This is a genomic window from Anaerococcus porci, from assembly GCF_009696575.1.
In the GTDB taxonomy this organism is placed as follows: domain Bacteria; phylum Bacillota; class Clostridia; order Tissierellales; family Peptoniphilaceae; genus Anaerococcus; species Anaerococcus porci.
Genome location: NZ_VULQ01000006.1, coordinates 117,282 through 130,907 on the forward strand (window position 1 = coordinate 117,282; position 13,626 = coordinate 130,907).

A 13,626-nucleotide genomic window follows, 5' to 3' on the forward strand; every position below is an offset into this window, starting at 1 on the left:
ATGATAGAAGCATTTCATAACAGCTTAATAAAGGATAGTAACTACAACTATCTACTTGATGGTCTAAAAACTACCCTTATTGTAACAATAGTATCCCTATTTTTTTCTTTAATAATAGGGATGCTCATTGCTATTGTAAAAGATTATGATAAGAATATAGACCCTAAAGATAAGTCCTTTAAAGCCATCTTTATAAAAATATTAGCTAGAATATTCAATATTTTTGTAACTATAGTAAGAGGAACACCATCAACTATACAACTTCTTATAGTATTTAATGTAATTTTGGTAAATGCTGAGTCACTTTTGCTTGTGGCGATAGTTACTTTTTCAATAAACTCAGCAGCTTATATGTCAGAAGTTTTTAGAGGTGGTATTAATTCAGTAGATAAAGGTGAAATAGAAGCAGCAAGAAGTTTAGGCTTATCTTATGATAAGACAATGAAGCTTGTAGTCATACCCCAAGCTTTTAAAAATGCATTACCTGCTTTAGGAAATGAAGTTATTACCTTATTTAAAGAAACATCAATTTCAGGATTTATTGGTCTAGTAGACCTTACTAGGGGAGCGGGAATAATTATATCAAGGACATTTTCTGCAGCAATACCTTATTTTGTAGCAGCCCTTATATATTTACTAATTGTACTAATTCTAGAGAAGATATTTAATAAGATAGAGGAGAATTTAGCCCATGCTTAAGGTAGAAAATCTAAGAAAGTCATTTAAAGACAAAGAGGTATTGAAAGGAATTAATTTAACAATTGATAAGGGGGATATACTTGCTATAATTGGACCTTCGGGTTCAGGTAAGTCAACTCTATTAAGAAGCTTAAATAAGCTTGAAGAAAAATCATCTGGAAATATTTACTTTCATGATAAAAATATAGATGACTTAAATATAAATAAGCTAAGAGAAGAAATAGGAATGGTATTTCAACAATTTAATCTTTTTTCAAATATGAATATAATGGATAATCTCTTAGCTGCTCCTCTTAATACAGGAAAGATGAATAGAGAAAATGCAGAAAAGAAGGCATTAGAGCTTTTAGAAAAAATAGGCTTATCTGACAAGAAGAAATCTTATCCAGATGAACTTTCAGGTGGTCAAAAACAAAGAGTTGCTATAATAAGAGCCCTTATGATGGAACCAGAATTAATGCTTTTTGATGAACCAACAAGTGCGCTCGATCCAGAAATGGTAAAGGATGTACTTGATCTTATGAAAGATTTGGCAGAAGAGGGGATGACTATGGCTATAGTTACACATGAGATGGAATTTGCCAAGGAAGTTTCAAATAAAATCATCATAATGGATGATGGTGAAATCGTAGAAAAAAGTAAAAATCCAAAAGAATTCTTCAATAATCCAAAAGAAGATAGGTCTAAGGAATTCTTATCAAAAGTCCTATAAAGGAGAGGAAAAAATCCTCTTTTTTATTTGACAAAATATAAGAATTATTGTATTATATAAAAGTAATTCGCAGGATTGGCGGAATTGGCAGACGCGCAAGACTAAGGATCTTGTGTCCGATTTTAGGACGTGGAAGTTCAAGTCTTCTATCCTGCACCATATTAAAAAAAGAGGGATGTTTTATAGACATTTCTTTTTTTTATTTAAAATTTTATAGTATTTAATATCTATTTTTAACAGCATAATTTTTGAAAATTAAATTTTCTTATAATTTATTTGATAAAAGTAAACAAGTAAATACTTATCAAATAAAAAATGTTTTATTTGAATTTTTTAAATATCTTTCTAAAAGTTTTATAAAATTTTAGAAATTTGCAAGTCTTTAACATTCTCAAATCAAGGTATATAAGTTTAAGCTTATGGATTATATGATAAAGTTATAATTTTACATGTAAAAACGTTTACAATATAATAATATTTGTAAACATTGGGTCTTATTTATTATAATCGAATGGAGGATAAAATGACTAGGTTTCGTAGAGAACATGATTCAGTAGGTGAGATGGATATTTTAGAAAATGCTTATTATGGTGCCAATTCCAAAAGAGCAGAAGAAAATTTTCCTATAACAGGGCTTAAAGCTGATGATAAGTTTTTAGATGCTTTAATTGAAGTGAAAAAAGCTTGTGCTATAGAAAATGAAAAGCTTGATTTGATAACAACTGAGCAAAAGGATGCTATTTTGTATGCGTGCGACAAGCTTTTAGATGGAGAATATAGAGATAATTTTATAGTTGATCCTATTCAAGGCGGTGCTGGAACAAGCTATAATATGAATGCTAATGAAATTATTGCAAACATTGCAAATGAAAAACTTGGAGGAAGACTTGGTGTATATGACATGGTTCATCCAAATGATGATGTCAACAAGGGTCAATCTACTAATGATGTTATTCCAACAAGTGGAAAAATTGCACTTATTAGATATTTTATTGAATTAAAAGATGAGTGTGAAAATCTTTTAGCATCTTTAGAAAAAAAGTCTGAAGAATTTAAAGATGTTTATAAGATGGGTCGTACTCAATTACAAGATGCTGTTCCAATTAGTTTAGGGCAAGAATTTAACGCTTATAAATGTGCTATAAAAAGAGACTATAAGAGGATGGATAGTGCAATAAAAATCTTATCTTCAGTAAATCTTGGTGCTACTGCAATAGGAACAGGTCTTAATGCAGATAGTACTTATGTTAAAGAAATTGTAGGTGTTTTAAAAGAGATTACAGGACTTGATTTAAAACAAGCAGAAGACTTAGTAGATGGTACACAAAATCTTGATTCTTTTCTTTTTTCATCATCAATTCTCAAGACTTTTGCCACATCTCTTTCAAAGATTTCAAATGACTTAAGACTTATGTCATCAGGTCCTCAAACTGGTATAGGTGATATAAACCTACCTGTAAGACAAGCAGGTTCATCTATTATGCCAGGTAAGGTAAATCCAGTTATACCAGAGGTGGTAAATCAAGTTGCTTTTGCAGCTATAGGTAATGACACCACTGTAACAATGGCAGTAGAAGCAGGTCAACTTGAATTAAATGCCTTTGAACCAGTTATATTTTACAAACTTTTCGAATCTTTAAGAGCCTTAAAAGGAGCAATCTATACACTTAGAGTAAATTGCATTGATGGTATTACAGCCAATAAAGAAAAACTTCAAGATGAGGTAGAAAAATGTATAGGACTTGTAACAGCCCTCGCACCTCATATAGGTTATGAAAAATCAAGTGAACTAGCCCACAAAGCTCAAGATACAGGTAAAACTATAAGAGCGCTTGTATTAGAAGAAGGACTTATTTCTGAAGATGAACTTGATAAGATGCTTGACTTTAAGAAAATGATTACACCTGGAATCTTGGAAGAGGATCAATTAAATGAAAAATAATTTTTGGAGGATGATATGACTGAAAAAAAGAAAATGAGCCCCACTAAAAAAATACTTTTATCTATGCTCATAGGACTTGTAGTAGGTATAGGACTACATTATATAATTCCTGATGGATTTTTTAAACAATCAGTTTTAATAGATGGGGTATTTTACCTATTTGGACAAGGCTTTGTTAGATTATTACAAATGCTTGTAGTACCACTTGTATTCTTCTCGATAGGTACAGGCGTAATGCAAATGAGGGATATTTCCCAATTTGGTAGGGTGGCTATAAGAACCTTAGTTTTATATTTGATTACAACAGCATTGTCTGTAGCAGTTGCTTTATTTTTAGCAAAAATGTTAAAACCAGGTGTCGGAATGAATCTTGTAGAAGCTGCAAATTCATCAACCCCTGCAGCTGATGCTGAAAAGGCACCAACCCTAATTGAAACTATAGTAAATATAATTCCTAAAAACCCAATAGAAGCACTTGCAAATGGTAATATGCTTCAAGTAATATTTTGGGCATTTATTACAGGTATAATAGTAGGAAGATTTGGAGAAGAGTTAAAACCATTAGAAGATTTAATGGAAGCAGGAAATGACTTTATGATGAAGGTAACTGCTCTTGTAATGAAGGCAGCACCTATTGGCGTATTTGCTCTTATAGCAAGAACTTTTACAGACATAGGGCTTGGAATAGTAGGACCACTACTAACTTTCTTAGCGTCAGTTTTAGGTTCAATGGTGATAGTAATACTTCTTGCCTACTTACCGCTTATAGTTCTTACATCAAAGTCAAGTCCGATGCATTTTTTAAAGAAGGTATTTCCAGTTTATACTTTTGCCTTCTCATCAGCATCATCAAATGCAACCATACCGCTAACTTTATCATCATGTGATACTCTTGGTATACCTCGTGAGATATCATCATTTACAATCCCATTAGGTGCTACTATAAACATGAATGGTACAGCAATTTATCAAGGTTGTGCGGTTATATTTATAGCAAATGCTTATGGTATAGACTTAACTTTCGGTAACCTTGTAACAGTTGTTTTAACTGCTGTTTTATCATCAATTGGTACAGCAGGAGTTCCAGGAAGTGGTATGATTATGCTTTCAATGGTTTTATCATCAGTAGGACTTCCAGTTGAAGGTGTAAGTCTTATTATGAGTGTTGAAAGAATAGTAGATATGTTTAGAACAGCTCTAAATGTAACAGGTGACGTTGTTGCAACATTTATATCAGCAACACAAGAGAGATTACTTGATAAAGAAAGATATTTATCAGATGAAAAACCAATTATGGAAGAAGTAGGTTTATAGGTGCTTTATGAGAGATTTTTTTGTAATATTGGGAGGCATGGGAACATTGGCTACAACCAATTTTCTTAATGATTTAAATAAGGCTTACAGACCAGATTCTGACCAAGAGTACCTAAACTATATTGTTTTAAATCATGCGACTATACCAGATAGGACATCTTTTATTTTAAAAAAGTCTAAGGAGAATCCGCTTGAATATTTAAAAGAAGATATAGAAAGTGTGGATAAACTTAATCCTGATTTTTATGTAATAACTTGTAATACAGCACATTTTTTCTATGATGATTTACAAAAACTTACAAAAAAGCCAATTATAAATATGATTGAGCTTGTAGAAAAAAAACTTAAAGAACTTGGCAAGGATAAGACAATAGGACTTTTTGCAACAGAAGGAAGTATAAAGTCTGGCTTATTTAATGAAGTGATTGAAAAATCCAAGCAAAAGGTATTAAAATCATCAAATGAGCTTCAGGAGATGGTTAATACTTGTATTTATAAGGATGTTAAGGAAAATGGTACTGTCAATTTTGAAAGATATCACAAAACATTAGAAAAAATGATGGAAGAGGGAGCAGACTATATCATTATAGGTTGTACTGAGGCAAGTTTTATAAATAGTGAGGATGAAAAAAGAGATAAGTATCCACTTATAGATAGTGAAAAAGAATTAGTAAAGGAAAGTTTAAGGCTAGGGCTTAAGCTTCAGAAAAATATAGAAATATAGGAGATATTATGTCAGATAGGGACTTAGAATATATATCCACGATTTTAGAGTATGGTTCTATAACAAAGGCTTCTGAGAAAATTTATATATCCCAATCAGCCTTAAGTCAGTATATAATAAGGCTTGAGAATAGGCTTGGGATTGAGATTTTTAATAGGGATTATAAGCCAATAAGACTGACTGAAGCAGGTGAGATTTATAAAAAGTCCCTTGAAGAAATAGAAAAATTAAAAGAAGATACACTATTAAAAATTGAAGAGGTAAATAAGCTTAAGATAGGAAATATTAAAGTGGGATCAACTGATTATCAAAGTTACTATTTCCTATCCAAAGTCTTAAAAGATTTCAATGAAAATTATCCAGGTATAAGGGTAAACTTAGTTGAGGCAAAGACGAGTGACTTAAATAACTTAGCCTTAAATGGTGAATGTGATTTTGCCATAACCTATGAAACTAATGAATATGAAGATTTAAAAAGTATTAACCTTTATAGGGAAAATGTATATGTTGCAATCTCAAAGGATAATCCTTTGATTTCAAAGATTAATTTAAATAACAATAAAAAAATCCATTCAATAGATGCAAAATTACTTATGGGTCAAAAAATAATAAGAATGAAAAAAGGGCAAAATTTACTGCTCCAATACCAGGAGCTTGATGAGTTTACAGAAAACACCCTAAAGACAATCCTTGAAACAGATTCTATTTTTATAGCCCAAAAGTGTGTAAGAGAAAATATAGGTCTTGCAATTCTTCCAGAATCCATGCTAAAAGAAGACTATAAAGAGGTTATTTATTTTAAATTAAAGGAGGGTTTATCTTCAAGGACAACTATGATAAACTATTCAGCTAATCATAAGTTAAGACCAATTGCTAAAATATTTATAAACATGTTAAAAGCTTATGCTAAAGAAGAATTTTGAATTGAGGTAAAGAAATGAAATACAGACAAGAAGAAGATTCTCTAGGTATAGTTAATGTTCCATCCAATCACTATTGGGGAGCACAGACAGAAAGATCTCTAGAAAATTTTCCTCAAGGTGTTGAAAAAATTCCACACTCTCAGATAATGGCCATAGTTACAATAAAAAGGTCAGCAGCCATTGTAAATAATCTTGAGAAAAAATTAGATGATAAGAGAAGAGACTTGATTGTTAAAGCCTGTGATAGAATTTTAAGTGGAGAATTTGATGATGAATTTCCACTTACGGTATGGCAAACAGGATCTGGTACTCAAACAAATATGAATGTAAATGAAGTAATAAGCCACATTGCTAATGAAGATGAAAAACTTATTCACCCCAATGACCATGTAAACATGAGCCAAAGTTCAAATGATGTTTTTCCAACAGCCATGCATCTTTCAACCTTAAAAAATTTATCGGAAAAACTCATAATAGAAGTTTCAAAAACTATTGATTGCTTTGATGATTTAATCAAAAAAAATGATAAGTTAATAAAAACAGGGAGAACCCATCTACAAGATGCAACTCCTATAAAACTATCTCAAGAAATTTCAGCTTGGAAGGTATGTCTACAAAGAAATTTAAAAGTTTTAAGGGAAGTAAAAGAAGAACTTAAGTATCTCGCTATAGGAGGTACAGCTGTAGGAACTGGAATAAATGCCAAAAAAGAATTTGGAGAGGAGATGGCAAAAGAGCTTTCAAAAATATATGATATGGATCTTAAATCAGATGAAAATAAATTCTTCCAACTTTCATCAAAATCAAGTCTTGTAAATGTTCACGGAGCTATAAAAGCATTGGCAACAGATCTTTATAAGATTGCAAATGATATAAGATTTTTATCATGTGGACCAAGGTGTGGTATAGGTGAACTTGTAATACCATCTAACGAGCCGGGTTCATCTATTATGCCAGGTAAGGTAAATCCAACCCAAGTTGAGTCTATTACCATGATATGTATAAAAGTTTTGGCAAACGATCTAGCAATTTCTATGGCAAATACCCAAGGTCAATTACAATTAAATGCCTATATGCCTCTTATAATTCATTCAATGGATAACTCTATTACACTTCTTTCAAAATCTATCCATTGTTTTAGAGAAAAACTTCTAAGAAATCTTGTGGCAAATGAAGGAAAAATAAATGAAAATCTTGATAAATCACTTATGCTTGTAACAAGTCTTTCACCTAAAATAGGCTATGATAAGGCAAGTGAGATTGCAAAATATGCCTTTAGTAAGAATCTTACTTTAAAAGAGGCAAATAAAGAACTAGCTTATTTAAGTGATGAAGAATTTGATAAGATAGTAAAACCTGAGAAAATGGTATAAGGAGAAAAAATGGACAACTTAAAAGAGAGAGCACTTGAATTACACAAAAAAATTCAAGGAAAAATATCAACAGAATTAAAAACAAAACTAGAAGATAAGGACGACTTATCCTTAGTATATTCTCCAGGAGTAGCTGAACCTTGCAAAAAAATACATGAAAATGAAGAAGATGCATATGTATATACAGGAAAAGCAAATACAATTGCAATAATATCAGACGGATCTGCTGTTCTTGGTTTAGGAGATATAGGCGCAGCAGCAGCCTTACCAGTAATGGAAGGAAAGGCTTGTTTATTTAAAAAATTTGGTGGTCTAAATGCAGTTCCACTTGTTATAAATACAAATGATACGGAAGAGATAATTAAATTTGTAAAACAAGTTTCACCTACTTTTGGTGGTATAAACCTTGAAGATATTTCATCTCCAAGATGTATAGAAATTGAAACCAGACTAAAAGAAGAGCTAGATATACCAGTTTTCCACGATGACCAACATGGTACAGCAATAGTTACAATTGCTGCTTTAATAAATTCCCTAAAACTTGTAGGAAAAAAACCTGAAGATTGTAATGTAGTAATTTCAGGAGTAGGTGCTGCAGGTTCATCTATAGTAAGAATGTTAAATGATTTTGGAATAAATGATATTTTTGCCTTTAACTCAAAAGGAATATTAAAAGAAAGCGAAGAATATTCAAAAGATTTATATAATAAACTTGCTAGAGAAACTAACAAGGAAAATAAAGACTATAGTTTGGAAGAGGCTATGAGAAATGCTGATATCTTTGTAGGAGTATCAGTACCAAATAAGATAAGTAAGGAAATGGTAAAATCCATGAAAGATAATCCTATAATCCTTGCTATGGCAAATCCAGATCCAGAAATAACCTATGAGGATGCAAAAGAAGCAGGAGCTAGGATAGTAGGAACAGGTAGAAGTGATTATCCTAATCAAGTAAACAACGTTCTAGCTTTTCCAGGTCTTTTTAAAGGAGCTCTATCAGTTCATGCTAGCGCCATAACTGAGAAAATGAAAATTACAGCAGCAAGGGCTATAGCAAGCTTAATATCAGATGAAGAGCTTAAGGATGATTACGTTATACCATCTCCATTTGACATGAGAGTTGCTGATGTAGTGGCAAAAGCTGTTGCAGATTGTGCTAAAGAAGAAGGTATAAGTCAAAAATAAGCATTTATATTTTTAAGATAAATAAAGCTATATATTTAAATTTAATGGGACTGTTGCAAAATTATGAATTTCTAACGTTGCATCATTAAAAGTTACTCACAGACAATTTGAGAATATCTTGCCACTTAAGTAGGTAAATTGTAGTGGAGGAGTTTGTAATGATTTTGAACGATTAATTCATTCTGCAACAGTCCCATTTAATTTTCTATATACTTATAGGGAAAGTTTGACTACAACTACTAATTTAACAATTTACTTTAATAAATTCTTTGCTTGACTTTTTATCATTCTTTATTGTATTATTATGTAAATAAAATATAAAAATGGAGAATAATATGAAAAAAGAGAAAAAGAAACCTAATACTATACAGGCTATGTCACCTTTAGTTGTAATGATTGTTCTTTTAACTATTGGTGTTGGTATATTAAAACTTAGGGCAGAGCCAATAATTTTACTTTGTACTATTTTTGCAAGCATTATTGCAATGAAATTGGGATATACTTGGGAAGAACTTCAAGTTGGAATTATAGAAAAGATTTCAAGAGCCCTCCCAGCAACTCTGATTCTATGGTCAGTAGGATTTCTTATAGGGGCATGGATGTTTTCAGGAACTGTACCTATGATAATTTATTATGGGGTACAAATTATGAATCCTAGATTCTTATATTTAAGTGCCTTTTTAATTACAGCAGTCCTATCAACTGTTACAGGAACCTCTTGGGGTTCAGCAGGAACAGTTGGTGTTGCTATTATGGGAATTGCTCAAGGACTTAATATGTCCTTACCTATAACTGCAGGAGCAGTAGTTGCAGGAAGTTATTTTGGTGATAAGTTATCACCTTTTTCAGATACTACAAATCTAGCTCCACTTGCTGCAGGTTCAAATCTTTATGAACATATAAAACATATGCTTTATACTACAATTCCCGCATCAATAATTTCAATGATAGTTTATCTTATTGTAGGACTTAGGGCTGATGTAACTGTCACAAGTAGTGAGTCTGTAGCCCTAATTCAAAATCAACTTTCTGGAATTTATAATTGGAATATTTTACTTATCTTACCAGTTATTATTATGCTTGTAGGATCTATACTTAAGTATCCAACACTTCCAACCATGGTAGTAAACTCTTTAGTTTCAGTTGTAATAGGTGTTCTTGTCCAAGGTTTCAGTCTTAAGGATGGATTTATTTCTATGATAAATGGATTTAATATTGAAATGACAGGTTTTCAAGCTAATATCATTGATGATATTCAAACCCTTATAAATCGAGGTGGGGCTGTTTCTATGACAACCACTACAGTTTTGGTGTTTTGTTCAATGGGATTTGCAGGTGTCATGTCAACATCTGGCATGCTTGATGTAGTTTTAGATGCAATACTTAAGAGAGTTAAGTCTACTTTTGGAGTTATCTTATCAACTATAGCATCTTGTTTTACAGTTGCTTTTGTTACAGGAAATTCTTATCTTTCAATTCTTATACCAGGAGAATTATTTAGAAAAATTTATCTTGAAAGAAATCTTCATCCTAAAAATCTTTCAAGAACTTTAGAAGATTCAGGTACAGTTTTAGTTCCACTTATACCATGGTCTGCAGCAGGAGCATATATGACTGCTACCTTAGGGGTTGAAACCTTAGCCTATCTTCCATGGGCTATATTAAATTACACAGGAATAATGATGGCTATAATACTTGCCTTTACTGGAATTGGTATAACAAAAATAAGTGATAAGGAAAAGGAAGAATTTTTGAAAATAGAAAGAGAAAGCAAATGATTTTAATTAAAAATATAAAAATTGTAGGAGATAAGTCTCTTACAAATATCTATATTGCCAATGATAAGATTTTAGATATTAGTGAGGATGATAAGAAATATCCTGTAGATTGCATATATGACGGAAAAGAAATGATAGTTATTCCAGGACTTATTGACCAACATATTCACATTACAGGTGGTGGTGGAGAAGGGGGATTTAATACAAAAGTTCCCGAAATTTCTTTATCAAAACTTATAGAAGCTGGTATTACAACAGTAGTCGGTCTTCTAGGAACTGATTCAGAAACTAGAAGTGTAGAAAACTTAGTTGCTAAATCTCTAGCTTTAACTAAGGAAGGAATAAAGACTTATAGTTTAACAGGATCTTATGCTTATCCTAGTCCGACTATAACAGGTTCTATAAAAAAAGATATTATATTTATTGATCAACTCATAGGAGTCAAGATCGCAGTGAATGATCATAGGGATTCTAGCCTTGATTATAAAGAACTTCAAAGAATAGGAGCTGATGCTAGGGTTGCTGGAATGATTTCAGGAAAATCAGGTCATGTTACAATCCATATGGGAGGGGGTAAGTTTAATTTTAAACTAATAGATGATGCTTTAAAACATTCAAATCTACCTATAGGATGTTTTAGACCAACTCATGTAAATAGGGAACTTTCACTTTTTGAAGATGCCTTAGACTTTGCTAAAAGGGGTGGCTATATTGATCTTACCTCTGGAATGGGTAAGGATTATCTAAATGATGCATATGCTTATAAGAAAGCAAAAGATAAGGGGGTTTTAGAAAAAATAACCTACTCATCTGATGGATATGGATCTTGGTCAACTTATGATGATGATGGAAATCTTTTAGATATAGGCTATACTCCAGTTAATACAGGGATTATTGCTATAAAAGAGATAGTAAAGTCAGGAGAAAAATTAAAAGAAGCCATAAAGCCTTTTACTATAAATGTAGCCAAGGCTTTAAAACTTGATAGGGAAGTAGGAAAAATAAAAAAAGATTATAAAGCTAATCTCCTACTTCTTGATGAAAATTTAGATATAAATACAGTGATTTCAAATGGGTTATTTATGATGAAAGATAAAAAAATTGTAAGAAAAGGAACCTATGAATAAAAATAGCAAGGCAGATAGATTTTGATCTAGATTGCCTTGCTATTTTTATTCAAATAAAGTTAAATATTTGCCATATCCTTTTTCTTCAAGTTCATCTTTGGAGATAAATATAAGACTTGATCCATTTATGCAATATCTTAGCCCACCAGTCTCTTTTGGTCCATCAGAAAATACATGACCTAGATGGCTTTCTCCATCTTTTGACTTAACTTCAGTTCTTACCATACCATGAGATAAATCCTCAAATTCATCTATATTATCTTCAAGTGGTTTGGTAAATGAAGGCCAACCACATCCAGCATTGAACTTATCCTTTGATGAGAATAAAACTTCACCAGAAATCTTATCTACATATATTCCATCTTCAAAAAAATTATCATATTTACTAGAAAAAGGCTTCTCTGTAAGTGAATTTTGTGTAACTTCATAAGATAGCTTATCAAGCTCTTTTAATCTTTCTTTTTTTAAATCTTTATCCATAATATCCTCCTTGTATATTTTACTTAAAAATAAAAATTTATCCAAGTATTACTTTAAAATTATAATAAATTCTGATACAATATTATAAAAATATAGGGAGAAAATTATGGAAAAAAATATATTGGCTGATCATGCAAGATGGCCAAACCTTGAAGATTCAATCTTTAAAGTTGGCGGTGAAGCAAAAAAAGCTATAGAGGAAAAGGGAAGAGAAAAGATTATTAATTCAACTATAGGAGCCCTTATAGATGATGATGGAAAACTGATTGCTTTTGATAGTGTATACGATACTTTAAAAAATATGGATAAGAGATCTATAGCAAGTTATGGAGCAATAGAGGGCGATAAGGACTTTTTAGAAGGTGTTATATCTAAATGTTTTGGAAACTATAGACCAGAAGGATTTATTAGGTCTATTTCTACAGTAGGTGGTACAGGTGCAGTAAGACATGTATTTTGGTCACTTCTAGGTGAAGGTGATTATGTAATCTGTCCTAATTGGTATTGGCCTGCCTATATGACTATGTGCGAAGAATTCAATAGAAAGTTTAAGACATATGAATTTTTAGATAAGGACTTTAATTTTAATATTGAAGCATTTAAGCTAGCCCTTGATTATGCTCTTGATAAAAGAGATAGGGTAGTTTGTGTATTTAACTCACCTGCTAACAATCCTACAGGTTTTACTATTGATGATTCAATGTGGGATAAGATTATAGATATTATTAAAGATAGGGCAAAAGAAGGAAAGTATATAACAATTCTTCTAGATGTAGCCTATATAGAATTTGCAGGAGATGGCTCTCAAAAGAAATTTTTTGAGAAATTTTCATACTTACCAGAAAATATACTTACTACAGTTGCATATTCTATGAGTAAATCATATACAGCCTATGGTCTTAGAGCAGGAGCTTGTATAATTATATCTAAGAAAAAGGAAATAGCAGATTCTGTATTTAACTCAATGAAACATTCAAATAGGGCAACTTGGTCAAATATAACTCACGTTGCTATGACTCTGCTTACAGAAATTGAAAAAGATAAGGAAAAATCTAAATCTTATAAGGATGAGCTAGAGAAATATAGGATTAAACTTCAAAAAAGAGCCGATGCTTTTATGGAAGCTTCTAAAGAAGTAGGGCTTATTACACTTCCTTATTTTGGTGGTTTTTTCATATCTATTCCATGTGATGGATCAGATGAAATCGCAGAAAAGCTTAAGGAAAATGATATATACATAGTAGCAAATAAACAAGGCCTAAGATTTGCAGTTTGTGCTGTAAGTGAGGATAAGTGTAGGATAAGTCCAAAGCTTATAAAGAATGCGATTGATTTTATAAATAAATAAATTTTATAATGTATTAAAAAA

Annotated in this window: 12 protein-coding genes and 1 tRNA gene; 12 read left to right on the forward strand and 1 reads right to left on the reverse strand. The window is 31.3% G+C overall.

The window, feature by feature from the left end; all coding sequences use genetic code 11:
- From FYJ26_RS06310 to iadA, 11 genes are all read left to right on the forward strand, one after another.
- Window positions 1-699, forward strand: coding sequence for an amino acid ABC transporter permease (locus FYJ26_RS06310; RefSeq protein ID WP_154540759.1), 699 nt, complete (start codon window positions 1-3; stop codon window positions 697-699).
- Window positions 692-1,411 (forward strand): amino acid ABC transporter ATP-binding protein, encoded by a 720-nt coding sequence (locus FYJ26_RS06315; RefSeq protein ID WP_154540761.1) that lies wholly within the window; start codon window positions 692-694, stop codon window positions 1,409-1,411. Before FYJ26_RS06310 ends, FYJ26_RS06315 begins: the two co-directional genes overlap by 8 nt.
- Window positions 1,412-1,480: 69 nt before the next feature.
- A tRNA-Leu gene (locus tag FYJ26_RS06320) sits at window positions 1,481-1,570 on the forward strand.
- Between the two features lie 364 nt (window positions 1,571-1,934).
- Window positions 1,935-3,353: an aspartate ammonia-lyase gene (locus FYJ26_RS06325; RefSeq protein WP_154540763.1), complete on the forward strand. Its 1,419-nt coding sequence runs from the start codon at window positions 1,935-1,937 to the stop codon at window positions 3,351-3,353.
- A gap of 15 nt (window positions 3,354-3,368) precedes the next feature.
- Window positions 3,369-4,667 (forward strand): dicarboxylate/amino acid:cation symporter, encoded by a 1,299-nt coding sequence (locus tag FYJ26_RS06330; RefSeq protein ID WP_154540765.1) that lies wholly within the window; start codon window positions 3,369-3,371, stop codon window positions 4,665-4,667.
- A 7-nt stretch (window positions 4,668-4,674) separates the two neighbouring features.
- A complete protein-coding gene (locus tag FYJ26_RS06335) occupies window positions 4,675-5,391 on the forward strand; it encodes an aspartate/glutamate racemase family protein (RefSeq protein ID WP_154540767.1) in 717 nt (238 codons plus the stop codon).
- 8 nt (window positions 5,392-5,399) lie between these two features.
- A complete protein-coding gene (locus tag FYJ26_RS06340; RefSeq protein WP_154540769.1) occupies window positions 5,400-6,314 on the forward strand; it encodes a LysR family transcriptional regulator in 915 nt (304 codons plus the stop codon).
- A gap of 14 nt (window positions 6,315-6,328) precedes the next feature.
- Window positions 6,329-7,687: a class II fumarate hydratase gene (locus FYJ26_RS06345; protein ID WP_154540771.1), complete on the forward strand. Its 1,359-nt coding sequence runs from the start codon at window positions 6,329-6,331 to the stop codon at window positions 7,685-7,687.
- Between the two features lie 9 nt (window positions 7,688-7,696).
- Window positions 7,697-8,872: an NAD(P)-dependent malic enzyme gene (locus FYJ26_RS06350; protein WP_154540773.1), complete on the forward strand. Its 1,176-nt coding sequence runs from the start codon at window positions 7,697-7,699 to the stop codon at window positions 8,870-8,872.
- Window positions 8,873-9,207: 335 nt separating this feature from the next.
- Window positions 9,208-10,650 carry a Na+/H+ antiporter NhaC gene (nhaC, locus tag FYJ26_RS06355; RefSeq protein ID WP_154540775.1) on the forward strand — a complete coding sequence of 481 codons (1,443 nt, stop codon included), beginning with the start codon at window positions 9,208-9,210 and terminating at the stop codon, window positions 10,648-10,650.
- Complete coding sequence (iadA, locus tag FYJ26_RS06360; protein WP_154540777.1) at window positions 10,647-11,777, forward strand: beta-aspartyl-peptidase; 1,131 nt, start codon at window positions 10,647-10,649, stop codon at window positions 11,775-11,777. The genes nhaC and iadA overlap by 4 nt, the downstream gene beginning before the upstream one ends.
- A 45-nt stretch (window positions 11,778-11,822) precedes the next feature.
- On the opposite strand, the gene msrB is transcribed toward iadA, so the two are convergent.
- Window positions 11,823-12,257, reverse strand: coding sequence for a peptide-methionine (R)-S-oxide reductase MsrB (msrB, locus tag FYJ26_RS06365; RefSeq protein WP_154540779.1), 435 nt, complete (start codon window positions 12,255-12,257; stop codon window positions 11,823-11,825).
- A gap of 106 nt (window positions 12,258-12,363) precedes the next feature.
- On the opposite strand from msrB, the gene FYJ26_RS06370 reads away from it, so the two are divergent.
- The gene (locus FYJ26_RS06370) at window positions 12,364-13,605 is read left to right on the forward strand and encodes an aminotransferase class I/II-fold pyridoxal phosphate-dependent enzyme (RefSeq protein ID WP_154540781.1); all 1,242 of its coding nucleotides are present in this window, start codon (window positions 12,364-12,366) and stop codon (window positions 13,603-13,605) included.
- Window positions 13,606-13,626: the final 21 nt, after the last annotated feature.

What these genes read in the sequence shown, in the direction of transcription:
- FYJ26_RS06310 (WP_154540759.1), top strand. Translation starts at nt 1, where the DNA reads ATGATAGAAGCATTTCATAACAGCTTAATAAAGGATAGTAACTACAAC.
- FYJ26_RS06315 (WP_154540761.1), top strand. Translation starts at nt 692, where the DNA reads ATGCTTAAGGTAGAAAATCTAAGAAAGTCATTTAAAGACAAAGAGGTA.
- FYJ26_RS06325 (WP_154540763.1), top strand. Translation starts at nt 1,935, where the DNA reads ATGACTAGGTTTCGTAGAGAACATGATTCAGTAGGTGAGATGGATATT.
- FYJ26_RS06330 (WP_154540765.1), top strand. Translation starts at nt 3,369, where the DNA reads ATGACTGAAAAAAAGAAAATGAGCCCCACTAAAAAAATACTTTTATCT.
- FYJ26_RS06335 (WP_154540767.1), top strand. Translation starts at nt 4,675, where the DNA reads ATGAGAGATTTTTTTGTAATATTGGGAGGCATGGGAACATTGGCTACA.
- FYJ26_RS06340 (WP_154540769.1), top strand. Translation starts at nt 5,400, where the DNA reads ATGTCAGATAGGGACTTAGAATATATATCCACGATTTTAGAGTATGGT.
- FYJ26_RS06345 (WP_154540771.1), top strand. Translation starts at nt 6,329, where the DNA reads ATGAAATACAGACAAGAAGAAGATTCTCTAGGTATAGTTAATGTTCCA.
- FYJ26_RS06350 (WP_154540773.1), top strand. Translation starts at nt 7,697, where the DNA reads ATGGACAACTTAAAAGAGAGAGCACTTGAATTACACAAAAAAATTCAA.
- nhaC (WP_154540775.1), top strand. Translation starts at nt 9,208, where the DNA reads ATGAAAAAAGAGAAAAAGAAACCTAATACTATACAGGCTATGTCACCT.
- iadA (WP_154540777.1), top strand. Translation starts at nt 10,647, where the DNA reads ATGATTTTAATTAAAAATATAAAAATTGTAGGAGATAAGTCTCTTACA.
- msrB (WP_154540779.1), bottom strand. Translation starts at nt 12,257, where the DNA reads ATGGATAAAGATTTAAAAAAAGAAAGATTAAAAGAGCTTGATAAGCTA.
- FYJ26_RS06370 (WP_154540781.1), top strand. Translation starts at nt 12,364, where the DNA reads ATGGAAAAAAATATATTGGCTGATCATGCAAGATGGCCAAACCTTGAA.